This is a genomic window from Escherichia sp. AM3, assembly GCF_032029835.1.
Classification (GTDB): Bacteria; Pseudomonadota; Gammaproteobacteria; order Enterobacterales; family Enterobacteriaceae; genus Escherichia; species Escherichia coli.
This window is the reverse complement of record NZ_JAVUPQ010000063.1, coordinates 1-25,124: the sequence shown is the minus strand read 5'-3', so window position 1 is coordinate 25,124 and position 25,124 is coordinate 1. Positions and strand designations below refer to the sequence as shown.

The following is a 25,124-nucleotide window of genomic DNA, read 5'->3' as shown; positions in this document are numbered from 1 at the left end:
ATCGGTGGAGCTGCATGACAAAGTCATCGGGCATTATCTGAACATAAAACACTATCAATAAGTTGGAGTCATTACCCCGCTAACATGGTTAAAATCTCCCGCTGGCGGGCGCTTAACGATTTGAGATCTTTAATGTCCTTTTCCGGCGTCGTCCGCCAGTCTCCAGGCAGAAACATCATCCCCATCGCCGCACTATTTACCGCCAACGCAAATGTCTCGACGGTTGAATCACGAGGCACAATGGCCAGCACATTAAAATGGATAACTTCCTGTAACCACCGTTTATTGCAATCCGTCGCCGTGATTAACACCTTAACCTCAGGAAACTGCACCACGGTTTTTTGCAGCAACCAGTAGCAAAACTCACCATCCTGATCGCCATCGAGCATAACTAAGGCTTCAGGGTAACTTTCCAGCTTTTGCCATAACTCGTCTGCCTGACTGGCCCCCTGAATACTCACTCCTGGAATACGCTGCTGTAAACTGATTTTCATTCCATGAATAAATATTGACTGCCTGTCAAACATGACTATTTGCATAACTGAATCTCCACCTGAATACGTTAAAAAGACTTAAGTAGTGGAAGGGTATTACCCGCGAGAAAAAATAAGAATTCGCCATTTGGCGGTGGCCATTCTACAGAGATGACGCGTAGAAAATAGTTACCGATATAAATAGTTACAGCTAAACGCCTGAAATTACATGTCGAGGGCACTATTTAAAACAATTTTGAGGATTTCCTTATATTGGTGGTTAGTACGCATGCAATTAAAAATGAAACTCCGCGACTACAAGCCAAAATAACAAATGGCAATGAGACAAAAATAAGCACAAATAGCCAATACGTCCTCTATTCACTTTAAAGGGAATCACTGAAAAATACGCTCTGTTTAAGGGGATTCACCTTTCTCAGAAAGCTATTCCGCCCTTTTCCTGCTGAGAAATCGCCACATTCGTCATGACAACATTGTGAAACCCGGCATTAGATGTTAGAAAAAACAATAAACAATGCGATATGCGCGTTACTGTTTCGCTGTGAACAACAATCGGTCAAAGAAATGGATAAAATTCACGCAATGCAGTTGTTCATCAAAGTCGCGGAGCTGGAAAGTTTTTCCCGCGCGGCGGATTTCTTTGCTTTGCCAAAGGGAAGTGTTTCGCGCCAGATACAGGCACTGGAACATCAACTTGGCACCCAGCTTCTCCAGCGCACTACGCGACGGGTCAAACTCACGCCAGAAGGCATGACCTATTATCAACGGGCAAAAGATGTGTTGAGTAATCTCAGCGAACTGGACGGTCTGTTTCAACAGGATGCCACCAGTATCAGCGGTAAATTACGCATCGACATCCCGTCAGGAATCGCGAAAAACCTGTTACTGCCGCGTCTGTCGGAATTTCTCTATCAGCATCCGGGAATTGAGCTGGAACTGAGTAGCCATAACCGTCCGGTAGATATTCTTCATGATGGTTTTGATTGCGTGATACGCACTGGCGCGTTACCGGAAGATGGCGTTATCGCCCGTCCCCTCGGCAAACTGACCATGGTCAACTGTGCCAGTCCGCACTATCTGACGCGCTTTGGTTATCCGCAAAGCCCCGATGATCTGACTTCACACGCAATAGTGCGTTATACACCGCATCTGGGTGTACATCCGTTAGGTTTTGAGGTTGCCAGCGTTAATGGCGTCCAGTGGTTTAAGTCTGGCGGCATGTTGACGGTAAACAGTAGCGAAAACTATCTCGCCGCCGGTCTTGCCGGTCTGGGGATTATTCAGATCCCGCGCATTGCCGTGCGCGAAGCCCTGCGTGCCGGGCGGCTTATTGAAGTATTACCTGGCTACCGTGCCGAGCCGCTCTCCCTTTCGCTGGTTTATCCGCAGCGTCGGGAGCTTTCCCGGCGTGTAAACCTGTTTATGCAGTGGCTGGCTGGCGTAATGAAAGAGTACCTGGACTGACCGACTATACTTTTTAAGAATGACCACGACAGAAGGACAAAAGAGCGGATGACGCAGGAAAACGAGATCAAACGTCCCATCCAGGATCTGGAGCACGAGCCGATTAAGCCGTTGGATAATAGCGAGAAAGGCAGCAAAGTTAGCCAGGCGCTGGAAACCGTCACCACCACTGCCGAAAAAGTCCAACGCCAACCGGTTATTGCGCACCTGATTCGCGCGACAGAACGCTTTAACGATCGGCTGGGTAACCAGTTTGGTGCGGCTATCACCTATTTCTCATTTTTGTCGATGATACCAATTTTGATGGTGTCGTTTGCCGCAGGGGGCTTTGTGCTGGCCTCCCATCCGATGTTGCTACAGGATATCTTCGACAAAATTCTGCAAAACATCAGCGATCCGACGCTAGCCGCCACGTTGAAAAACACCATCAACACCGCCGTTCAGCAGCGTACGACTGTAGGGCTTGTCGGCCTGGCGGTGGCACTTTATTCCGGCATCAACTGGATGGGTAACCTGCGTGAAGCGATTCGTGCCCAGTCGCGCGATGTCTGGGAACGCTCGCCGCAAGATCAGGAGAAGTTCTGGGTAAAATATCTGCGAGATTTTATTTCGCTGATTGGTTTGTTGATTGCGCTGATTGTGACGCTTTCGATCACCTCGGTTGCCGGTTCGGCGCAGCAAATGATTATTAGCGCCCTGCACCTGAACAGCATTGAGTGGCTGAAACCGACGTGGCGATTGATTGGCCTGGCGATTTCCATCTTCGCCAACTATCTGCTTTTCTTCTGGATCTTCTGGCGGTTGCCGCGCCACCGTCCGCGCAAAAAAGCCCTGATTCGCGGAACATTTCTGGCTGCTATTGGTTTTGAAGTGATTAAAATCGTGATGACCTACACCCTGCCATCGTTGATGAAATCCCCCTCTGGCGCAGCATTTGGTTCCGTGCTGGGGCTGATGGCATTTTTCTACTTCTTCGCCCGTTTGACGCTGTTTTGCGCGGCGTGGATTGCCACCGCCGAATATAAAGACGACCCGCGAATGCCGGGGAAAACGCAGCCTTAAAATAGGCCGGATGCGGCGTAAACGCCTTATCCGGCATACGATTTTATTCGGCCTGGCTCCCCGTAGGCCGGATAAGATGCGCCAGCATCGCATCCGGCTATAATGCGCACATAACCTCTTGAAACTCGTCCCCAGAGCCTCTTCAGCCATCTATTTGGGAGCAAACAATTTCATTCCAACTCATAACCCCAGCATATAAATCCAGTTGGTAACTTTTATTTAACCTGAAACCAGTTTTATCCACTATTTATAAAATTATGTGAAGCATTTCATAGAAGAAAAATCACTGGCCTAAACATTATCCCCTTTTTGCCTGATTTTTGACCATTTCCGCGATTTGTTACACATTGAAATATCACTTTTGCTGTGCGTAATATGGCTATTCGTTAGCCAAAAAATAAGAAAAGATTATGCAAGCAACAGCCACAACACTCGACCACGAGCAAGAATACACGCCGATCAACTCGCGTAATAAAGTCCTTGTCGCCTCTCTCATTGGCACAGCCATTGAGTTCTTCGACTTTTACATTTACGCCACTGCGGCCGTTATTGTGTTTCCGCATATCTTCTTCCCGCAGGGCGATCCTACGGCAGCAACGCTACAGTCGCTCGCCACCTTCGCCATCGCCTTCGTCGCGCGCCCCATTGGCTCTGCCGTTTTTGGTCATTTTGGCGATCGCGTTGGGCGTAAAGCGACGCTGGTCGCCTCGTTGCTAACGATGGGGATTTCGACCGTGGTGATTGGTCTGCTGCCGGGCTATGCCACGATTGGTATTTTCGCCCCGCTGCTGCTGGCGCTGGCTCGATTTGGTCAGGGTCTGGGCTTAGGCGGTGAATGGGGCGGCGCGGCGCTGCTGGCGACTGAAAACGCCCCACCGCGCAAACGTGCACTGTATGGCTCCTTTCCGCAGCTGGGCGCACCGATTGGCTTCTTCTTTGCCAATGGCACTTTCTTGCTGCTTTCCTGGCTACTGACCGACGAGCAGTTTATGAGCTGGGGCTGGCGTGTGCCATTTATCTTCTCGGCGGTGCTGGTCATTATCGGCCTGTATGTTCGCGTGTCGCTGCATGAGTCGCCGGTGTTTGAGAAAGTCGCTAAAGCGAAAAAACAGGTGAAGATCCCGCTGGGTACGCTGCTGACCAAACATGTTCGCGTAACCGTACTGGGTACGTTCATTATGCTGGCAACCTATACGCTGTTTTACATCATGACGGTCTACTCTATGACCTTTAGTACCGCCGCCGCGCCAGTTGGGCTTGGCCTGCCGCGTAACGAAGTGTTGTGGATGTTGATGATGGCAGTTATTGGTTTTGGCGTGATGGTGCCAGTCGCTGGATTACTGGCTGATGCCTTTGGTCGCCGTAAAAGCATGGTAATCATCACCACGCTGATCATCCTGTTCGCGCTGTTCGCCTTTAACCCACTGCTCGGTTCTGGCAACCCGATTCTGGTTTTTGCCTTCCTGCTGCTGGGGTTAAGTCTGATGGGTCTGACCTTCGGGCCAATGGGTGCGCTGTTACCAGAGCTGTTTCCGACAGAAGTGCGTTACACCGGAGCATCGTTCTCTTACAACGTAGCGTCGATTCTCGGGGCTTCCGTTGCGCCATATATCGCAGCCTGGTTGCAGACTAACTACGGGCTAGGTGCGGTGGGGTTATATCTGGCGGCGATGGCTGGCTTGACGTTAATCGCCCTGCTGCTGACCCATGAGACGCGACATCAGTCGTTGTAATAAGAGTGAAAAGCCTGATGCGCTACGCTTATCAGGCCTGAATTTCCATACAATATATTGAATTCGCAAGGATTTGTAGGCCGGATAAGGCGTTCACGCCGCATCCGGCATGAACAAAGCACACTTTGCCAACAATCTAAATCTGTTTAATTGCCGGATGTCAGACATCCGGCAATTATCATCACTTCTTCATCTGCGACAAAATCGTCCGACACTGATTAGCCTCCCCTTCGGAAGGTGAGATCAGTGCCAGTAACGCCGCCGCCGGTGTTACCAGCGTTGCCAGTGCCGCAGCAACAGCACCACGGGCAATCAGCGGTCCGGCTTTCACCCCAGCCTGCGGATTTTTAAACGTCCCCCGCACATACAGCGGCGAACGCAGTGTGATAATCCGAATTCCTTTACTCTCCGGATCAATAGTCAAATCCAGCTGTTCCGAAGCAAAACTTGCCGTGCCGGTAACATTAATCAACGCGTTCTCAGTATCGAAAGCAAAAATCTGCGGGCGCGCCACGCCGTTGGCAATATTCAGATTCGCCGCCGCGCAGTTCACCCGCACCTCATCATCACCAAATATCGCACCGACAATGTAGTTGCCGACATTCAGCCCAACAATCTCCATCAGGTTGCGGCTCACCAGCCCGTCATTCATCAACAGTTTCAGGTTGCCGTTACTGTTGCCTAAAAGTGCCGCCACCGAGTTACCGCTACCGCGTAGTTCCGCGTCACCGTTCATTTCCCCCAGCGTCTTCTGCATCAGTTCCACATCGGGCATCAGTTCTTTCAGTTTCAGTCGACGAGCCTGAATATCTGCCCGCCCCTGCATCGGCTTTTTATCGCCTTCCAGATGAATATTCGCCGCAATGCTGCCGCCCGCCATGCCAAATTTCAGCGGTTGCAGGCGCAGGTCAGCATTTTTGAGGATGATATGAGTAGAAAGATCGCTAATCGGCAGGCTACTGCCATGCTCAATGCGCCGCCCTTTGAAGCGAACATCGGCATCCATAACGTCCCATTTATCGGTTTCGAAGCGGTCATAAGGCAGCACTTTGCCCGCAGGCTGAACGCTTTTTTCGCCCTTCTTCTGTTCAGACCGTTTCGACTTTTCTGCCCCTTTCCCGGAATCAACGCCAATCAACGGTCCCAGGTCCGCCAGCCGCAATTGCCGCGACTCGACATCACCTTCCAGTTTTGGTCGTGGCTTTCCGGTGGTGTAGACCAGAGAACCGTGGATATCGCTATCACCAATTCGCCCATTAAAACCGCGATAATCAAAGACCGACGATTTTTCAGTGTCGATTTTCGCTACCAGCCGACCATCCGTTTCAAACGGCGGGGTATCGGGCAGCAGAACGCCCGTCAGTTCATAGAGATCACCCAGTGAATCGCCAGAAAATTTAAGCCGTAAATCGACACCGCCCATCTTCATTGGGTCATTCACGACGCCATCAAAAGCAACACGGGTGTTACCAGAGCGGAAATCAGCCTGTACCGGAAACGGCGTCCCTTCGCCACGCAGCGCCAGCATACCGCCTATTTTTCCCGTACCCGTGAGCGGTTCACCGTTATATCGTCCCTGCGCCTTCAGGCCAAAAACGTAATCGCCCACCTTTTCTTTATCCGCTTTACCTTTCGATCCAGTAACTTCGCTGAACGGCAGCGGCTTGCCTAAGGGATCAACAAAAATCTCCAGATCCGCTTTGCTTACTTTGTCATCAATGGCGATCCGCCCTTGATCGAAAAGAATATTATCCAGCCGAAACGACCATGCCGACGGCTTTGCATTCGCGTCTTTGTTATCATCGTTGGCAAGATTAAACGTCCAGTTATTGTTCTTTTCAGAGAGGCGAATCAGGCGCGCGTCGGGCTTTTCGAGCTTGATCCACGGCAGCCAGACCGTTTTGGTCAGCAGCGCCAGCGGGGCCAGCGTTGCCTCTACGCGTGGCAAATGCACCATCGTGACTTCGGGAATATCCGGTGGATTGCCAAGAATGATGTCTTCCGCGTGTACATGGGGCCACGGCACCCAGCTGCGCCAGCCAGTTTCTTGTTTTTGCCGCTCCCACACCACGCCCAGATCGCCACGGATAGCGAACGGACGATTCAACTCCGCAGAGACTTTCTGGTTGATAGTCGGTTTGAGTCGATTCCAGTCAAAAGTTGCAATCAAAATGATCGCCACGACAATCAACAACAAGAAAGCCCCTGAAATCGCAGCGGTTATTTTGCCTGCCTTGCTCATCGTTCGCTTCCTCATATTCTTCCTGTGCCAGTCCTAAAGATAGTCCAGCCAGGCGGAAAATGAGGCAGCTTATAGCGCCAGAACCGCCGTATTCAGCGTTTCTATCGGTGCCGGGCGTGAAAGAAACCAGCCTTGTGCGGCGAATGCGGGCGAGTTCTGAACATCACGCCACTCTTCCGGCGTTTCTACGCCCTCGACAATCACCCCGCGACAATAGCGATTCATTAGATGTAAAAGCTGAGAAAAGAGTGTGCGTCCTTCCGGCGACTGACGCAGCATCACAAACAGTTCTCGCGCGATTTTGATGTAGTCATAACGCACTTCACTTAGCGCAGAGAAATTTGCCATCCCGGTACCAAAATCATCCAGCCACAGCGGGCCAAATTCACACATCGAGGCAAAGGTTGAATCTTTCGGCAGACGGATATGCTCCACCAGTTCGAAACGCAGCCAGGGAAGACGCTCAATCTGGCGCAGGATTTTTGGTTGCTGACGCAGGGCGATGAGCGTAGGGCCATCAATATTGACCGATGCCAGCAGGCCGTGCTCTATAAAGAAGTCGGCTTTTTGCGCCAGCAAATCAATCTGCTCTTTCACAACCTCCATCCGATGGCTGACGGTGATTTCAGTAAAATAGCGATCCGGCGGCAGGCGTTGCGAAGGGTTCAAGGGATGCGTGACCACCGTTAATAGCTCCACGGCCATTAACCGCCCGCATGTTTGATAGATCGGCTGCCAGGTGTAAGCACGCTCACACTGCAACCAAAAACGCCGTTCCTGCAAGCTCTCGATGCTTGCTTCAGGGTTGCTTATTCGCTGGATAACCTGCCTTATCATCAAAGATGTCCTGTGTTTAAAAGTGATGCTGCCCGGACTCGACAAAGATTATCGGCGCGTAAGGGCAGAACTTTACCGCCTGGCCGGGGTAAATTTCCTCACTCCACAACGGAATCTTTCAGGAATACGTTCTGGCTCAAAAAAATAATGGAACACTGTTTTAATATGGTTGACCAGCAAACCACCACAGCGCAAACTAACGCTAATTTTTTACAGATCAGGTTCACGACTATGTCCAAAAAGATTGCCGTGATTGGCGAATGCATGATTGAGCTTTCCGAGAAAGGCGCGGACGTTAAGCGCGGTTTCGGCGGCGATACCCTGAACACTTCCGTCTATATCGCCCGTCAGGTCGATCCTGCGGCATTAACCGTTCATTACGTAACGGCGCTGGGAACGGACAGTTTTAGCCAGCAGATGCTGGACGCCTGGCACGGCGAGAACGTTGATACTTCCCTGACCCAACGGATGGAAAACCGTCTGCCGGGCCTTTACTACATTGAAACCGACAGCACCGGCGAGCGTACGTTCTACTACTGGCGGAACGAAGCCGCCGCCAAATTCTGGCTGGAGAGTGAGCAGTCTGCGGCGATTTGCGAAGAGCTGGCGAATTTCGATTATCTCTACCTGAGCGGGATTAGCCTGGCGATCTTAAGCCCGACCAGCCGCGAAAAGCTGCTTTCCCTGCTGCGCGAATGCCGCGCCAACGGCGGAAAAGTGATTTTCGACAATAACTATCGTCCGCGCCTGTGGGCCAGCAAAGAAGAGACACAGCAGGTGTACCAACAAATGCTGGAATGCACGGATATCGCCTTCCTGACGCTGGACGACGAAGACGCGCTGTGGGGTCAACAGCCGGTGGAAGACGTCATTGCGCGCACCCATAACGCGGGCGTGAAAGAAGTGGTGGTGAAACGCGGGGCGGATTCTTGCCTGGTGTCCATTGCTGGCGAAGGGTTAGTGGATGTTCCGGCGGTGAAACTGCCGAAAGAAAAAGTGATCGATACCACCGCAGCTGGCGACTCTTTCAGTGCCGGTTATCTGGCGGTACGTCTGACAGGCGGCAGCGCGGAAGACGCGGCGAAACGTGGGCACCTGACCGCAAGTACCGTTATTCAGTATCGCGGCGCGATTATCCCGCGTGAGGCGATGCCAGCGTAAACGCAGCATATGCAAAAGGCTGGATAAAGTGTTACCCCTCTATCCAGCTCATCCATAAATACCTGATGGTTGTGCTAACTCATCACCATCAGGCATTACTGTGCAGGTGGAATATCCGTCACTTCAGGATGTACGTCATCCGTGGCGACAGAGGTGGTCGCAGCGGCGGTAGATGGGGCCATGATTTGATCCCAGACCGCCTGCAACGCTTTCATGTTAAATTCCGGCTCGCCTTTCGGCTGCAGCAGTATTAACGCCATATCATTCGACAACTGTTGACGCAGATCCTGATTTAACATCTCTACCGTCAGGCTATTAAGGAAATCCTGCCGCAGTTTCTGATATTGCTCCGGCGCGATATCGACAACCTGATTTTGCAACGAACGCATCCGCTGACCCATCAGAATATCGGTATCAGCTCGTGCATAGGCGGCAAACAGTTTCTGCAGCTCCAGTTTCTTTTGCGCCACTAACGCATTGAACTCTTCTTCCGGCAGACCTTTATCGCGAACCTTCGCCAGTTCACGCGCCACCAGATTAAGGTTGCTGTTCAGCTTGTCGTTTGGTGATTCGATGTTGATGGCACACTGCGCACGCAGATACAGCACACGGCAGTCAAATCCAAGACCGATGTCTTTGCTGTTACTGGCACTTAACGCTTGCTGAACATGCCAGAACAGCGCCTCGCGGGCCAGGTCCGCACGCCAGTAGCGCAGCAGTGCGGCTGATTCACGAATCGGCTGCCACGGCGTATCCCACATGATAGATAACCGGTCCTGACGCACCGCGTCAGTCATAATACTCACCGCTTCCGCACGCAGCGGAGAAAGCGTCGGCACCGGAGCTGGCGTTTCACGTTTGCCTTTCAGTTCGCCAAACGTTTTGTTTATTTGGTCGACAACCGAGCGCGCATCCACGTTTCCCACCACCAGTAGCGTCATTGCATCCGGGGTGTACCATTTCTGATAGAAATCTTTAATTTTTTCCGCTTCAACGGGTTGTTTCAGCGGATCGGCAGGATCGTGACCTAACAAGGTTGACCCTTTCAGACGATAGCGCCACCAGCCCTCTTTAGTATCGGCAGGCCAGGTTGCCACCATGTCCTGACTTTGCAGCGCGTGGTTGATGGTTTCTGGTGTGATGGTCAATTTGCCAGTGGCATTTGCCAGATAAGAGAGCGCTTCTTTCAGCAAATCGTTACGGTTATTGGGCAAACTCAGATTAAACAGCGTGGTGTCATAAGAGACAATTACCGGCGGCATCGGGCGTTTAGGGTCGATCCCCTGCTGCCACAATGAACGCGCCTGTGCTGCGTCAAGGCCACCGCTTTGCGTTAGCGCAATACGAGGGATGGCGTGACTGTAACCGCTCTGTTGTGTACTTTCGGCGAGCGAACCGGTATTAACCAGCAGGCGAATTTCAACACGATCGCTGGGACGCTGGGGGGTGGTCAGCACTTGCCACTGTAAACCGTTGGAAAGCGTCCCCTGTTGCCATGCTGGATCAGGCTGGAGCGCATCTGCCTGCACATAGCCAGCAGTGGCCATCATCAGCAAACCGCCCGCTAAAAGTCGAATTTTTGTGCCCTGCATGTGAACCCCTGATCAACTATCCTGGTAATAAAAAAACTGCCCGTTGTCGGTCAGTCTAAATGACGTTAAAAACACTTCGTGTTAGACCGCAAGAACATGAAAATGTCACGGAAGAAGTGAAATAAACCTGAACTCACCCAGGTGGTAAGTTCAGGCACAGGGGTCAATTATGCGCAAACACCCGCACTCGGGGAAGGGAGTGCGGGCATAAGTGATGAGATTAAGAGGATAATTCGTGCGTTTTGCCATCCGGCGCACGATTATTCAGCACATCGTCCAGTTTTTTGTGGTCCAGTTCTTTCACCCACTTAGCAACGACAATGGTCGCTACGCCGTTACCGACCAGGTTAGTCAGCGCACGAGCTTCTGACATAAAGCGGTCGATACCGAGGATCAGCGCCAGACCCGCTACCGGCAAATGGCCCACCGCAGAGAGCGTCGCCGCCAGCACGATAAAGCCACTACCCGTTACCCCTGCCGCCCCTTTAGAAGAAAGCAGCAACACGATTAACAGCGTGATTTGGTGGACGATATCCATCTGACTGTTAGTGGCCTGGGCGATAAACACCGCCGCCATTGTCAGGTATATCGATGTGCCATCAAGGTTAAACGAGTAGCCTGTCGGGATGACCAGCCCCACCACCGATTTACGGCAGCCGAGTTTCTCCATCTTGTCGAGCATACGCGGCAGCGCCGACTCGGAAGATGAAGTCCCCAGTACAATCAGCAGTTCTTCACGGATGTAGCGGATAAATTTGAAGATACTGAAACCAGTCGCTTTAGCGATTGAACCCAATACCAGCACCACAAACAGGATACAGGTAATGTAGAAACAGATAATCAGCTGCCCCAGTTGCACCAGTGTGCCGACGCCGTATTTACCGATGGTAAACGCCATTGCCCCGAACGCACCAATAGGTGCCAGACGCATGATCATATTGATGATGCCGAAGATGACCTGCGAGAAACTTTCGATGACGTTAAAAATCAGTTGGCCTTTGCTGCCCAGACGGTGGAGCGCAAAACCAAACAGTACGGCAAACAGCAGCACCTGCAGAATGTTACCGCTGGCAAATGCGCCAATGACGCTCGCCGGGATGACATCCATAATGAAGGCGACAATGCCCTGGTCTTTCGCCTGATCGGCGTAAACCGCTACCGCTTTCGCATCAAGCGTTGCCGGATCGACGTTCATTCCGGCACCAGGCTGCACGACGTTAACGATGATAAGACCAATAATCAGCGCGATGGTACTGACAATTTCAAAGTAAAGCAGTGCGACTGCGCCGGTACGACCGACCGCCTTCATGCTTTCCATGCCCGCAATGCCCGTTACGACGGTACAAAAGATGACAGGAGCGATGATCATCTTAATGAGCTTAACGAAGCCGTCGCCAAGCGGTTTCATTTGCTCGCCTATTTCAGGATAGAAATGGCCAAGGAGAATACCAATGGCTATCGCTGTCAGGACCTGAAAGTAAAGGCTTTTAAACAGAGAGGTTTTCATAGGGTGTCCTTTAGTAAAACCACAGGTCTTGTAAGGTTATGGGGTACCTGCGGCCTTAAAATAACACCCAGACAACATCACAGAAATGTACCTGGATCATAATTGAAACAAAAAGGTTAAAAAGTTTGAGCTGGCTCGCACAAACCAGCACTTTTTAAAGTTTTGTAATCAGTTTGGGGTAGCTACTTTTCTTCCAGGTAACTCTCTTCGAAGATTTCAATAGGGAGTGGGCGAGCAAAAAGGAAGCCCTGGGCAATACCAACGCCCGCTTTTGCCAGCCAGTCGCGTTGTGCTTCAGTCTCCACGCCTTCGGCAATCATTTGTAAGTTCAGGCTCTGCGCCAGCATGATAATTGCAGCAATCATGCTGCTATCTCCCGGCAAGCCTTCAACAAACATTTTGTCGATTTTCAGTACGTCGATTGGCAACGATTTCATATGCTGCAGCTGACGCAGCCCTGCGTAGCCCATGCCGAAATCATCCAGCGCCACCCGAACTCCGGCATTGCGCAGCGGACGGAGGATTGCCACCGCAGCATGAGGGTCGTCAATACGTCGGCTTTCTGTCACTTCCAGAATCAGTGTTCCCGGCTGAATGCGATAGCGGGTTAACAGTTCCAGCATATCCGCCACCATATTCGGGTGCATCAGTTGCAGCGCAGAGAGGTTTACCGACAAGGGCAGCATAATGCCGCGCTCTTGCCAGGCTGCAAGCAATCGACAGGACTCTTCCAGCACCCAGTGACCGACGGTAACCATCAGCCCACAGCACTCAATGCGATCGATTAAGCCATCCGGCAGGTCCCAACTGCCATCCGGTTGCTGGATACGCAGTAACACTTCCGCACTGACCAGTTTACCGCTGGTCATCTCGACCTGTGGCTGTAACCAAATAGCAAACTGATGATTTTCCAGTGCATTAAGGATATCGCTCTCTTCCGTCAACCGCTTCTGGGCGGCTTCCATCTGCTGCGGATCAAAGAACTGAATCTGATTCTTGCCTTTATGGCGAGCGGTAAATGCCGCAGAAATAGCGCGACTGTAAAGCTGTTCGGCGGTGAGATCGCCGTAGAACATCGCCACGCCAATGCTACAGTGCGGACGGAGTTGAATACGTTCAATCGGCAGGCGCTCGCTCATGATAGTGAGCACTTGCTGACATAAGGTGATTGCGTGCCACGGTTCCTGTACACCGTTGGCAATGACAGCAAAGTCATAACCGCTAATCTGCGCGAGGATCATACGTGGCGACAGTACCGATTTGAGTTTTTCCACCAGCGTCAGCAGCAGAATTTCTCGTTGCGCCTCTTTCAGCACGCCCGCAGTATCACGCAGGGTTTCACAGGTGATGATCATCAGCGCGGTGGTTTGTTTACGCGCGACAACCTGCTCCAGCATCTCCATCAGCAAGGCTTTGTTCGGCAAATCCGACACCGGGAAGCGCATCGCATTTTCGTTCTGTTCTTCATAATGGCGCTGCAGCAATTGCTGGTTGAGGTTGTAACTGCGCACCAACATACCGATTTCATCGTCCTGATGCAGACGCGGTAATGCCAGTTGGTGACCAACAAGCTCCTTGGCTGGGATGGCGTTAAGTTCGCGAGCAATATTGCGTAACGGATGCAAAATCAGTCGGTTAATGCACCAGCTGATGGCGACGGTCAGGATAAGCGACAAAAGTAAGTAAATGGTCACTAACGTTGAGAGGGTGCTCATCACGAACTTATACATACGGAAGGAATCCGCCTGTAGTACCAGATAGGCAATTGGCTGCGGGTTTGCCGGACGTTCGAGCGAGTAAACGCCCAGCGAGATTTGAACCGGTAGCTCAAACAGGCGAGTAACCATTACCGGCACCGGGCGCTCTGGAATAAAACTTTTACGCAGCGCCTGGAACTGGTTAGGCAGCACTACATCGGCACGGCTGACCACGCCTGCTGGTTTAATGCTGGCAAGAATAGCTTCCGCTTCGGGAATATCGCCTTTCAAAATAGCTGAAGATAAGGGTTCGCGGACAGAGCGAGCAATGCTTTCCAGTTGCGTAGCCGTGTTATAGCGATTCTGCTGGACCAGATGGAACAGCAAAACGGTGCAAAAAATAAAAACGAACACCAGGACAACGGCTGCCACCATTGCCATCTGCTTGATTGTTAACGAGCGACTTACGCGCAAATTGTCTCCCCCCGGAAATCCCAGATTGCCGCCCGAGTATACCCGATCGCAGCGGCATTAAGAGAGGCGCTATCTGAAAACTTACCAGTCGGCGTAAGGTATCAGCGGCTGCGGCGGTAAATCCATGTCACCCTGCCATCCGGCGGCGGAATAACGTACGTAGAGCAGGAAATGGCTGGGTGCGTAATCTTTCGCCTGCTGGATATCAATTGCCGTGCCAACAAACCAGTTGGAAGTAACACGTCGTTCAAGTAATGCCCGCGCCGTGTAGCCGAAGCCCTGACTGCTGCCGCCATCGTTGGATTGCCGCGCAGCTTCTTCCTGCCAGTCGGTCGGGATCAGATTCATCAGCGGATAACGCGGCATGGTTTTGGTGCGTGAATGCGACCACGAGCCAGACGCACCCAGCTCCCACGACCAGTTTTCCGTGCGCTCCCGCCACATCACCGGTATGGCAAACGACAGGTATTCCTGCGGACTGTAGTAACCGCCCTGACCGAGTGAGTAGCCACTCAGATCTTTGTCGTAATGCCAGATCATGTTGTTCAGGCCGATTGTGACGCGGCGATTGTTCTGGTTAATGACCTTATAGTAATAGCCCGTCATCCAGCGCACGCGCCAGTTATCTTCGACATTTTTACCGGTTAACTGGTCGCCACTAAGCGATGCCCAGACGCCGTTTGCTTCACCTTTATCGTAGCTCAGACTTAGCCCCACACCGTCGGCACGTACGCCCCCCCATTTTTTCCCGGTATTGCTCGGGGAGTCTTTTTGCCCACCAAAGGCCAGCAAAGAACTGGAGATGGGCCGACGGTGGGCGTTAACGGTGTAACCCAGCGGCCCGATATCATCGCTGTAACTGATGGCGCCGACCACATCCACCACGTTGAAGCCCATCGGCGTGGTACCGATATCCCAGCTCCAGACGTCATTTCGCCAGCCGACCGCCACGCTGGCACCAGAGTCCGACTGGCTGCGGTTGCCGCTACAGTCCTGTAATGTACAGGTGCCCCAGTTGTCATCCCATTTGCCATCGGCATTAGTGGAGAAACTGCCGACGTTCATATTGACGAAATCACTGCGAAAGAACATCCGCCCGTCAGAATACGGCGCATCCACCTGCAACATGGTAGTGTGCGCTTTCAGATCGGAGTAACCACCGGTGCCGCTCGAACCCCAGTAATCGTGCTCAAGGGTGACGTTAAGATCCTGCTGGCGATAGAGGTCCGCCGCATCGCTGCGCACGCCACGTTTCAGCCAGTCATCTTTCTCGTCGTTACGGGTCAGTCGGGTAAAGGTGTCGTTATCCTGCGGACGCGTCGTAGTCACACCGGATGCGACCATGGCGTCTTTGTAGGTTTCCAGCGCCTGCGTTGGATCGCCCGCCTGCGCTTCAAACTTCGCACCATCACGCAGCACCATCGCGCTTTCCATCGACGGTGGCTGAGATTTTGCCTGCGGGATCAACTTATTAAACGTCCGCTGCGCTGCTGCGGTATCGCCAAGCTGCGCCTGTGCCAGCGCCACGCGCCGCTGTGTGTTCAGCGAGGCGTTATCGGTAGCGGGCAGTTTCGCCAGCTGGCTACGTGCCGCCGCTTTGTCACCGGCAGCAATATCCACTTCCGTCAGACCAAGAATGGCGTCGGCGTTAGCTGGCTCCCGCGTCAGGACATTCTGATATGCAGCGCGGGCGGCGGTGTAATCACGTCGTTGTTGCGCCCAGTCAGCCAGCGTGAGGTCAATACGCGTGGAAGGTGGTTGCTGGCGCAGCATCGCTTCCGCTTCTGCCTCTTTGCCGCTTTCTCGCAGGCGGTTAGCGGTTTCCAGCACCTGATCGCTTTGCAGTCGATTAACCAGCTCCTGAATATTGCTGTTCCACTGCGCACGCGGCAGGCTGTTGATATGCGCCAGCGCCGCTCTGTCCTGGTCATGACCAGAGAGATACAGCCCGTAAGCGTAAACCTGCTCCGGGTCATTCGGCTTCTGCTGCGCCAGATTGCGCATTAACGTATCGGCCTGGCTGCGTTGTCCGGCCTGCCAGAGATCCTGCGAAAGTCGGTAAGTAATCCATACACTGCCGGGGTCCAGCGCCAGTCGTTGCCGCTGAAGTGCTGCCGCCTGCGCCCATTTGCCCTGGTTTTCCAGTGCCTCTGCCTGCTGTGCCAGACGGTCGTTTTGCAGGCTGCGTTCGATATCATCAATGCTACGCCGCTGACTGGCAGAGAGCGAGGCGATAAACGCTTCAGCTTTTTCTGGCGATTGCTGGCGGTAAATATTTGCCAGCCCGCGCACGGCGTTAGTGTTGCCGCTGTCCATACGCAAGGTCTGCTGATAATAACGTTCGGCGGCGGGATAATCTTTTCGCGCCATCGCCACATCGCCCAGCCCCAGCACTGCATAACTGTCGGTGTTATCGACATTACGCGCCTGCTGGAACAGGCGTTCTGCCCGGTCAGGATTATTGGCTTTCAGCGCAGCATCGCCCTGCTGGATCGCCAGCCAGTAGCGGTTCACTTTCAGCAGACTATTCCATTTGTCGTTGTTGCTGCTGTGCGGGTCCAGTGCGAGGGCTTTTTCCAGATTCGCCACTGCATTGGCGCGATCGCCTTTCTGTGAATATGCCTGGCCCAGCGCCCCCAGAGCCTCACTGTCTTTCGGGTTCGCCCGCACTGCCTGTTGTAGTTCGGGAATGGCTTTACCCGCCATACCAGAGTCCACCGCCGCTAAACCTTGCGCACGAGCGCGGAAAGCAGGATCGGCCAGCTGTTTTTGCTGTTCTGCCAGTTGCGATTGCGCAGCCGCCACGCTATCGCCATCACTAAAGATCGAAAGATATTTTTTCAGCGCCGACACACTGGCATCGCTGACGGGCATGTCTTTAATCTGCCCGTACCAGATTTTAGAGGCCCCTTCGCGCCCGGCGTTCGATTTCGCCATCTGTTCCAGGACGGCAAAACCTTCGTCACGGCGATCGCTACTAAACAGCAATAGCGCCAGATTGTTTTGCAGGCCCGTATTGCCCGGCGTATCCGCATTAATGCGTTTTAGCTGATTAATCGCTTCGCCACGGCGAGCCGGAATTTTCGCCACCGTACTCCAGTACTCGACAGCAATGTCACCTTCCGGCGGCGCACCGTTGAACAGTTTGTTGTAACTCGCCACAGCTTCTTCCGCATGACCGGTAGTCGCCTGCAATCTTGCCTGTTGCAGTGCCTGACGACCATCCGGCGTGGAAAGTAGCATCGTAGTCCGCGACGATTTATACGCATTTGAACTCGGCGCTAACTGCGACAGCCGATCGAGCTGTTTTTGCGCGCCATCAATATCGCCCTGACGTAACAAAGAACGGAAACGGGCGGCAACGACGTCCGGGTTATTCGGATCAATAAGTTCCAGCCGATATAACGACTGTTGCACCAGATCTTCACGATGGGTCGCTTCGCCTAACCGAACTTGCTCCAGCAACTGTTGCTGAGCGGTTGGTGCTGCCTCGACCATCGGCATGACGGCCAGACCGAGGGAAAGCGTGAATATGTTTAGTGTGAATTTGCGCATTCCTGGCCCCAGTCAGGTAATAACTCACCTTTTGTCGAGAAGCGGAAACGGTGTTGATCCCAGCCTTGTCCAAACAGGGTCAGCACATAGTTGTAATAGGCATCGCTGCCGGGAAAGTTATCGGCCACGCGCTGGCGCTGAACGGCCTGCGCATCGCGGTTTTGTAAAAAAGGCAGCATGGCGGCAGAAAAACCGACCGGTCCTTTACCCTGCGCTTTCCCCGTAGCCACATCCACTTTTTCCGGCGGATAACCGTTTTTCTCAGTGAATGTCGCCATCGGTTTAAACCGGTTGAGCATCCGCGCTTTTTGCGGATCGCTGTCAGGCATCATGCCTACCCACATGTAAACGCGGATAGCGTCGTAGCTGCTGATCAATGTTTTTTCGGCTTTTAGCTGCCAGCCTTTGTCTTTCTCATAGCGCACCCAGTCTGGCGAAAAGCCTTTCGGGGCGGTTTCCAGCAATAAACGTTGATTGGTTTCGCGCAGCGTAGTCCACGGCGCGCCAAAGCGGGTGAAATACTGCGCCAGCGTCGGCGGCAGGTAGCTGGGGTTAAAACGCCAGCTGTTATCCTCAGCAAAACCCACTTTGCCCGGTAACAACATGGAACCCAGCCCAGGCACCGTCACCACTTCCTCCCGCGCGATACGTTTTAGCAACGCGCTGCCGATGTCGGTATAACGCTGCTCTTTCCACAAACGCCCCGCCTCCAGCAATGACCAGGCCATCCAGACATCACCATCGGAGGCCGAATTGCTGTCCAGCACTTCCCACTTACTGTTCTCTTTCTTGCCCCACAGCCAGGCGGGCAAACCTTCTTTTAAAGAACCCTGAGCGAGATTGTTCTGCGTCCAGTCGAGAATATTATCGAAAGCTGCACGGTCGTTAGCCGCCAGGGCAAAGAACATACCGTAACTTTGCCCTTCGGAGGTGGTGATTTTGCGCGCGTCGCTGGGGTCGATGACGCGCCCTTCCTGACTGATGTAATCCTTTTTAAACTGCTCCCAGGCAGGCCAGGTACAGGCTGCCTGAACACTAAAGGCAGCCAGCAGCAGCATCGTCACGAGTCCACTACGCAACACATTCATCTTCAATTACTCGTTATCCGGGTTAAGACGACGACGACTAATAATTCGCAGCAGACGCCACAGTACCCATGCCAGCAATATCACACTGATTGCCGCCAGCACCGCCAGCAGAATCGGATGGTTTGCCAGCGCATACCACAAGCGCTCGAACCACGGCAGATGACCTACGTAATAAACGTCGCCAACACGTAGGCTGTTGATACCGGACTCGCGGATCACCGCGACCGAACCGAACATGGTGGCGCGTTTGCCGCTATCGTTCACCGCATCGTTAAGCATTTCATAACCGCGTGGGCTATCTGCCAGCAGCGCAATCACGCTGCGCTGGTCGTTATACGGCGACTGGAAGCCAATCACCGCCGCCATCGCACCGGAAGAGGTCAGCGTTGACCGGGTTTCTGCCGCGCGATCGCTCTCGTCCGGTACAATGCCGGGGAACGGGGTCTGGCGCATCGGTGTTTTCACCCAGCTTTCGGTCGCCTGCACCAATAGGTCGATCTGCTTATCGTCTTTCAGTTTGTCCGGGATACCACCGATGATCATGATGTCGGCATCTTTGCCCTGAATGGTGCTGCCATCATCGGTCACCGTCAGATTAATCGCCGGGAAGCCCGTCTGTGCGCCGATAAAACCAACAGTATTCAGCAACGTTTCCATCTGTGCTTCGTTAGGCGCTTTCGGCATCACGGTGATGGTTTGCGACAGATCCGCCATCCGGCTGAATGGGAAGCCCGCGTTAGCAAAGGCGCGTAGATCCGGCATCGGGATGAAGTGGTAATACTTCGAGAAGTCGATGGTGGAATCGTCACCAATCACCACATGATTCTGCACCGGCTGGAAGGTAATACAGTTATCTACCGAACCGCCTGGCATCGGGTTCATATACTCAAAGTCGAAGCGCAGCTGGTTGGTCGCGCCCAGTTTCAGCGCCGGAATAGAGACATCTGTTTTGCCATCCAGCAAACCTTGTAATACCGGAATCCGCAGCAGCAGGCGGTTCGCCTCCTGTTTGCTGCTCAGGTTGAAGGATTGCAGGAACTGGTTATTCAGGCTGATATCCATCCGCGAACTGTCTTTCACCGGCGGCATGGTGTAGCGATAGTTGATATCCATATCAATGCCGGTACTGCGCATCAGGTAGAGATCCGGTGGCAGGTTTAGCGAAACGTTAATCGCTGCTGGCTCAAGACCGCTGGATTGTAACTGTTCTTCATAGGTTTTCAGTTCACCAAAGGTGACCGGACGATCGGTACGTACCCAGTTCGGCGCATCGTAAGGCTTACGCGGTAGCAGCGGTTTCACTTCATTCACTACCACGCTTTCACCACGGAACAGAATGTTACCCTGAGCGATACCTTTCGCTGCCTGCAACAGGTCTTTGTCGTCACGACCAAACACCACCAGCAGTTTGACGTAAGGATTCTGCGGATGGTTAATCATCTCAATCACCGGGGCTTTTACCGCCGGATGATCGCGCAGGAAGTCCGGCCGTTTGTCGTTGGTTGCAAAGACAATGGCATTACGATCCGGCAGTTGGTTATAGAGCACCGGGAAGTTCTGCCCACGCCAGCCAGAACGCGAACCAAACCACGAGGCGACAATGGCAGAGGCTTGTTGCAGCCCAACATCCGGCGCACCCGCAAAGACCATCGGCAAGGTGTTAGTACGGTTATCGCGCGGGTCAAAGAATGGCACCGGGAAGTGTGACAGGTCATTCTTCACATTCAGGGTCTGATAGGTCAGATCCAGTCCACTGCTCCGCCCAACATCCAGCCAAAGCGTGGTGCTGGCCGGGTTTTCGCACACGTCCTGATAATGGCCGACAAACTCCAGCCGTACACGGTTGAAGTCGGTAATAAACAGTGGGTTAATGGGCATTTGCGCCAGCGTTTTTTTACCCAACTGTTCTTTGGTCACTGGCAGCACGCCCATCAGTTCATCATTGAGATAAACCTTTAACTGCGACTGGACAGGCAGTAACGATGGCGATGGGGTGTATTCGAGGTTGAGCATCGCCTTCGTCACCACTTCATCGCTGCGCATACCAAACTCAATGCTGCCGTTCGGGTTAATGCCACGTAGCACCATGCTGCCCGGCGGCGGTGCAATTTGCGCAAAGGTCAGCTTCACATCACGCGAAGGACCGTTCTGCGCCACGACTGGCGCATCAGCGCCCTGCACGCCCGGCATCACTTGCCCCACCTGCGGATTTTGTTCCGTCTGGGCGGCTACAGCTGGCTCAGCATTGATCAGTGGTTGCGTTGCTGGCGTCGCCTGCGTCATGAAAGAGGGGAACGCACTCATCCCCATAGCCACTGCACAAATCCAGAATAGTTTTCTTTTCATCGCGTTATCATCATTGTTGAGCCAAAGCCTGATCCGATGGTTGTGCCGTTTCGCTCCGCTCCGGGCGGCGCGGAATAAACGATACAACCCAGGAAACCAGAGAAGTCAGCACACGGAATATGCCCTTCACCGAAGAAGGCGCAAACTCCGCCAGATGGCGGTAGCCACGGAAGCCGAGCTTCAGAATATCCAGCAGACTTTCCAGCGGCTTATCTTCCGGATAGCTGTCCTGCCAGAGCGCCCATGTATCCGCACGGGCAAACGTACACTGCACAAAATCGATATGTTGCTGGGTGGTGAGCGGCATTAATTTCAGCCCAACTTCATTACCCATCACGCGCGCCACCTGGGTCGGGAAGACGTATTCCTGCTGACCGCGTTTAAGCAACAGATTCACTTTCTGCCCTTCCAGAATCTGCGCCTGACCGTTGATCTTGATCCCCAAACCACCGTCGGAGAAATCCTGAACGGTACACGAGAAGAGGTGACCATCTTCGCGGGCAATTGCCGCGGGCATCGTCATCTCCACGCGGTGCGATCGGCGTACCTGTTTGCTTTCTACCGATACCGCAACTGCGCCGCCAAGAACAATCAGGTTGTAGAATACCCACACCATACTGACGACCACGGTGAGCATCTCGGTTGGCGGGCCATAGAAGTAGCGCCAGATGCCTACCGCAACGCCCACCAGGTTGAGCAGGACAAGGAAGATGTAGGGCCGCGAGATCACCCAGTCGACGTACTCTTCTTCCACCAGTCCACCTTTGGCGGTGACGTTAAATTTGCCTTTGTGCGGGTTAATCAGCGCCACCAGCGTCGGTGGTGCGATATACCACGCCAGCACCGTTTCGTAGATTTCACTCCAGAAAGAGTGGCGATATTTGCCCTGGATCTTGGAGTTGGTCAGGCTGGCATGGATCATATGCGGCAGCACGAATAGGGCGATCATCAACGCTGGCGCATAGATGATGTAGGCATGAAGCAGCAGGAACGCCAGCGGCGCAGTCAGGAAGATCAGCCGTGGAATGCCCGACAAGAAGTGGAACATGGCGTTGACGTAACATAGCCGCTGAGCAAACTTCAGCCCTTTACCGGTGAGCGGGTTATCGAGACGGAAGATTTGTACCATCCCGCGCGCCCAGCGAATACGCTGACCGATATGCGCCGACAGACTTTCGGTCGCCAGCCCCGCCGCCTGCGGAATACGCATATACGCGGAGGTATAGCCACGACGGTGCAACCGCAGAGAAGTATGCGCATCTTCAGTCACGGTTTCGACAGCAATGCCGCCAATTTCATCCAGCGGCTTACGACGAATCACCGCACAGGAACCGCAGAAGAAAGTGGCGTCCCACATATCGTTGCCATCCTGCACCAGACCATAGAACAGCGTGCCTTCGTTCGGTGTTTTACGAAAACGCCCCAGGTTGCGTTCAAACGGGTCCGGTGAGAAGAAGTGGTGCGGCGTCTGCATCATCGCCAGCTGTTTTTCTTTCAGGAACCAGCCCATGGTCATTTGCAAGAACGATCGCGTTGGTACGTGGTCGCAGTCGAAAATCGACACGAACTCGCCTTTGGCATATTTCAGCGCATTGTTGATGTTGCCTGCTTTCGCATGTTCATGAGTGGTGCGGGCGATATATTTCACCCCCACGTTTTGCGCAAACTGGCGAAACTCTTCCCTGCCGCCGTCATCAAGGATCCAGATATTCAGCTTATCTTTCGGCCAGTCGATACCCAGCGAGGCGTAAATGGTATTTTTCACCACGTTGAGATCTTCGTTGTAAGTCGGGACAAAGATATCCACCGACGGCCACAGCGACATATCTTTCGGCAATGGCACCGGCTGACGATTCAGCGGCCATACTACCTGGAAGTAGCCGAGCACCAGCACAATCCACGTGTACGTTTCAGCGAAGAGCAGAATAAGCCCGCACACCAGGCTGACCGGATCGTCCCAGTTCAGCGTAGAGGTGTAACGCCACCAGATATAACGGCAAGAAACGGTCAGCGACAGCACAATCAACATTAGCGCCGAGAAGCGCCCCGGCATCCGCCGTACGATCAGCGCTACCCCCCAAAGCAGCATCAGGAAGATAAACTGCGCCAGCGGGTTAAACGGCTGAGTAACGCAGATTAACGCCAGAATCAGCGAGAAGGTGACGATGATACCGAGGATCAACCGCCGCGCCCCGGCACTCAAATGACCGAGCTCTTTTTTCTCATCAAGATGCTGTGTTTTATGGCTAACGCGCTCAGGCAGCTCGTTCATCCATTGATGGTAACGTCCACGAATATTTTGCAGACCTGAAAATGCCCGCCTGCGCGGTTTCGGCGTTTCTTTGCGCGATGCACCGATCAATAACCAGCATGTTTGAATGAGATAACGGACCGGGTCCAGCGGACGCGGACGCGAGGCGTTGATATGCGGATACAGGTTTTTATGTTCTGCGCGAATACGCTGCCAGCGCGGGTGCTCCAGCGGAATAAAAATCCAGGCCAGGATCATCCAGAAACAGCCGAGCGTCGCGCTGAAAGCCGACGCACCGTGGCGACGATAATCGCGATAACGCCCGATCAGCCGCGCGTTGACCGGCGGGATTAGCAACCACCGGGTCAGGATACTCATGATTTACTCCCGACTGGCGTTTTCAGCCCGGAATAGTTCAACAGGCACCAGTTCGCCAGCGTCAGTATCTCTTCAGCCGCCAGCGCATCACTGCGATATTCACCTACTGGTTGCTTAGCCGCCAGGCATTCAGCCATCGCTTCATCACGATGAATGAGCATCGGCAGTAATCGGCGCTGGCTTTGCAACCAAAGCTGGTAAATATCGTCCTGAACCTGACTGCCAATACGGAAGTTATTAATCAAAATATGTGCGCCATCCGGCAGCGCTTGCTGATGCAGTCGGATATGGCAGTTGGCATCCACATTGACGATTGCCAGCGAGTGATCGCACAAACTCAGCAGCTGGTGGGTTATCTGCGAGGCATCACGCGGTAAGTCGATTAAAATCCACTGGTAACGCCCGCTGGCTTTTAGTTGCTGTAAGCCGGAGCAAATATCGCTCAGCCGGGTTTGCCAGTGCTGTGGATTTTCTTGTTCTTCAATGGATAACTGACCAAAAGGCAGCAAATCGAGCTGCGAGGTGTAGCGCAACCCGGCGTCACGCCAGTCCTGGCCATCCAGCATCGCTCTGGCCCAGCCCTGACGGTGGGTAAAATCAACGTTAAATGACAGGCGCAACAAGTTGTCCGGGCAGGCATCGACCACCAGGACATTTTCTCCCAACATTTGTAATGACCAGGCTAATGCGGCGGTGATGGTTGTTGTCCCCACGCCTCCCCGCACCCCCTGCAATCCCAGTACGGCCATTCACCAATCCCCTACTTTTGTTGCGCAAACTCTGCCAGCAACGGCCAGCGTTTTAATGCCGCGGCCAACTGTTCGCGTTGGGAAATATCGGCATAATCAATATCAGGCAGTGAAAATGCCTGCTTTAACGCCACAATATCATTCTGGAAGATATAGCCTATCGCGGGATCAGGCAGAGTATCTGGTTCATTGTTATTCATATTGCTTGATCCCTATGAAATAACCGTACCGTTCATGAGACAATTCTAACCGTGAGCATTTCGCCGGTTTATTGTTTACGGCGAGACGGGAATTTGCTCACTTTTTGACTTTCCGTTACGCAACAGAAAAAGTTAAAAACGAAAAGACTAAAATCACACGTCTTGTGACCTTCTAAATTGATTCACATGCTAAATCTGATAAGTTTTAATTTCAATGGTAGGGTAATGACTCCAACTTATTGATAGTGTTTTATGTTCAGATAATGCCCGATGACTTTGTCATGCAGCTCCACC

17 protein-coding genes and 1 pseudogene are annotated in these 25,124 nt (G+C 53.1%); 5 read left to right on the top strand and 13 right to left on the bottom strand.

What is annotated here, in order from left to right; genetic code table 11:
* A partial coding sequence (locus tag RTW80_RS31490; RefSeq protein WP_071528444.1) for an IS1 family transposase occupies positions 1-61 on the top strand: 61 nt, incomplete at its 5' end.
* A 16-nt stretch (positions 62-77) separates the two neighbouring features.
* Here RTW80_RS31490 and RTW80_RS18590 read toward each other — a convergent pair.
* A pseudogene (locus RTW80_RS18590) lies at positions 78-539 on the bottom strand (DNA-binding response regulator); the annotation flags it as partial.
* 519 nt (positions 540-1,058) lie between these two features.
* On the opposite strand from RTW80_RS18590, the gene RTW80_RS18585 reads away from it, so the two are divergent.
* The 3 genes from RTW80_RS18585 to RTW80_RS18575 all read left to right on the top strand — a co-directional run bounded on the left by RTW80_RS18585 (position 1,059) and on the right by RTW80_RS18575 (position 4,753).
* Positions 1,059-1,958 (top strand): LysR family transcriptional regulator, encoded by a 900-nt coding sequence (locus RTW80_RS18585; protein WP_001338712.1) that lies wholly within the window; start codon positions 1,059-1,061, stop codon positions 1,956-1,958.
* Positions 1,959-2,006: 48 nt separating this feature from the next.
* Positions 2,007-3,020: an inner membrane protein YhjD gene (gene yhjD / locus RTW80_RS18580; protein WP_000191237.1), complete on the top strand. Its 1,014-nt coding sequence runs from the start codon at positions 2,007-2,009 to the stop codon at positions 3,018-3,020.
* 410 nt (positions 3,021-3,430) lie between these two features.
* Entirely contained in the window at positions 3,431-4,753 is a 1,323-nt protein-coding gene (locus tag RTW80_RS18575) for an MFS transporter (RefSeq protein ID WP_001149003.1), read from the top strand.
* 181 nt (positions 4,754-4,934) lie between these two features.
* Here the strand turns inward: RTW80_RS18575 and RTW80_RS18570 are convergent, their stop codons facing one another.
* Both RTW80_RS18570 and pdeH read right to left on the bottom strand, forming a co-directional pair.
* On the bottom strand, positions 4,935-6,995 hold the full coding sequence (locus tag RTW80_RS18570; RefSeq protein ID WP_001296794.1) for an AsmA family protein: 2,061 nt from the start codon (positions 6,993-6,995) through the stop codon (positions 4,935-4,937).
* Positions 6,996-7,064: 69 nt separating this feature from the next.
* Positions 7,065-7,832 carry a cyclic-guanylate-specific phosphodiesterase gene (gene pdeH, locus RTW80_RS18565; RefSeq protein ID WP_001295219.1) on the bottom strand — a complete coding sequence of 256 codons (768 nt, stop codon included), beginning with the start codon at positions 7,830-7,832 and terminating at the stop codon, positions 7,065-7,067.
* 231 nt (positions 7,833-8,063) lie between these two features.
* Between pdeH and kdgK the strand changes: the two genes are divergently transcribed.
* The gene (kdgK, locus tag RTW80_RS18560; RefSeq protein ID WP_000037562.1) at positions 8,064-8,993 is read left to right on the top strand and encodes a 2-dehydro-3-deoxygluconokinase; all 930 of its coding nucleotides are present in this window, start codon (positions 8,064-8,066) and stop codon (positions 8,991-8,993) included.
* Between the two features lie 95 nt (positions 8,994-9,088).
* On the opposite strand, the gene RTW80_RS18555 is transcribed toward kdgK, so the two are convergent.
* The 10 genes from RTW80_RS18555 to RTW80_RS31485 all read right to left on the bottom strand — a co-directional run bounded on the left by RTW80_RS18555 (position 9,089) and on the right by RTW80_RS31485 (position 25,123).
* Positions 9,089-10,585 carry a M16 family metallopeptidase gene (locus tag RTW80_RS18555; protein WP_001163141.1) on the bottom strand — a complete coding sequence of 499 codons (1,497 nt, stop codon included), beginning with the start codon at positions 10,583-10,585 and terminating at the stop codon, positions 9,089-9,091.
* A gap of 220 nt (positions 10,586-10,805) precedes the next feature.
* On the bottom strand, positions 10,806-12,092 hold the full coding sequence (dctA, locus tag RTW80_RS18550; RefSeq protein WP_000858214.1) for a C4-dicarboxylate transporter DctC: 1,287 nt from the start codon (positions 12,090-12,092) through the stop codon (positions 10,806-10,808).
* A gap of 182 nt (positions 12,093-12,274) precedes the next feature.
* Positions 12,275-14,263 carry a biofilm formation regulator HmsP gene (hmsP, locus tag RTW80_RS18545; RefSeq protein ID WP_074152878.1) on the bottom strand — a complete coding sequence of 663 codons (1,989 nt, stop codon included), beginning with the start codon at positions 14,261-14,263 and terminating at the stop codon, positions 12,275-12,277.
* 81 nt (positions 14,264-14,344) lie between these two features.
* On the bottom strand, positions 14,345-17,818 hold the full coding sequence (gene bcsC, locus RTW80_RS18540; protein WP_063119136.1) for a cellulose synthase complex outer membrane protein BcsC: 3,474 nt from the start codon (positions 17,816-17,818) through the stop codon (positions 14,345-14,347).
* On the bottom strand, positions 17,800-18,906 hold the full coding sequence (bcsZ, locus tag RTW80_RS18535) for a cellulose synthase complex periplasmic endoglucanase BcsZ (RefSeq protein WP_001351942.1): 1,107 nt from the start codon (positions 18,904-18,906) through the stop codon (positions 17,800-17,802). Before bcsZ ends, bcsC begins: the two co-directional genes overlap by 19 nt.
* 6 nt (positions 18,907-18,912) lie before the next feature.
* Positions 18,913-21,252, bottom strand: a complete 2,340-nt coding sequence (gene bcsB / locus RTW80_RS18530; protein ID WP_001324588.1) for a cellulose biosynthesis cyclic di-GMP-binding regulatory protein BcsB — start codon at positions 21,250-21,252, stop codon at positions 18,913-18,915.
* Positions 21,253-21,262: 10 nt separating this feature from the next.
* A complete protein-coding gene (gene bcsA / locus RTW80_RS18525; protein WP_063119135.1) occupies positions 21,263-23,881 on the bottom strand; it encodes a UDP-forming cellulose synthase catalytic subunit in 2,619 nt (872 codons plus the stop codon).
* Positions 23,878-24,630 carry a cellulose biosynthesis protein BcsQ gene (gene bcsQ / locus RTW80_RS18520; RefSeq protein ID WP_000279531.1) on the bottom strand — a complete coding sequence of 251 codons (753 nt, stop codon included), beginning with the start codon at positions 24,628-24,630 and terminating at the stop codon, positions 23,878-23,880. The genes bcsA and bcsQ overlap by 4 nt, the downstream gene beginning before the upstream one ends.
* Before the next feature lie 11 nt (positions 24,631-24,641).
* Positions 24,642-24,830 carry a cellulose biosynthesis protein BcsR gene (bcsR, locus tag RTW80_RS18515; RefSeq protein ID WP_001063318.1) on the bottom strand — a complete coding sequence of 63 codons (189 nt, stop codon included), beginning with the start codon at positions 24,828-24,830 and terminating at the stop codon, positions 24,642-24,644.
* Positions 24,831-25,066: 236 nt separating this feature from the next.
* Positions 25,067-25,123, bottom strand: coding sequence for an IS1 family transposase (locus tag RTW80_RS31485; RefSeq protein ID WP_003032489.1), 57 nt, complete (start codon positions 25,121-25,123; stop codon positions 25,067-25,069).
* Between the last annotated feature and the right edge of the window lies 1 nt (position 25,124).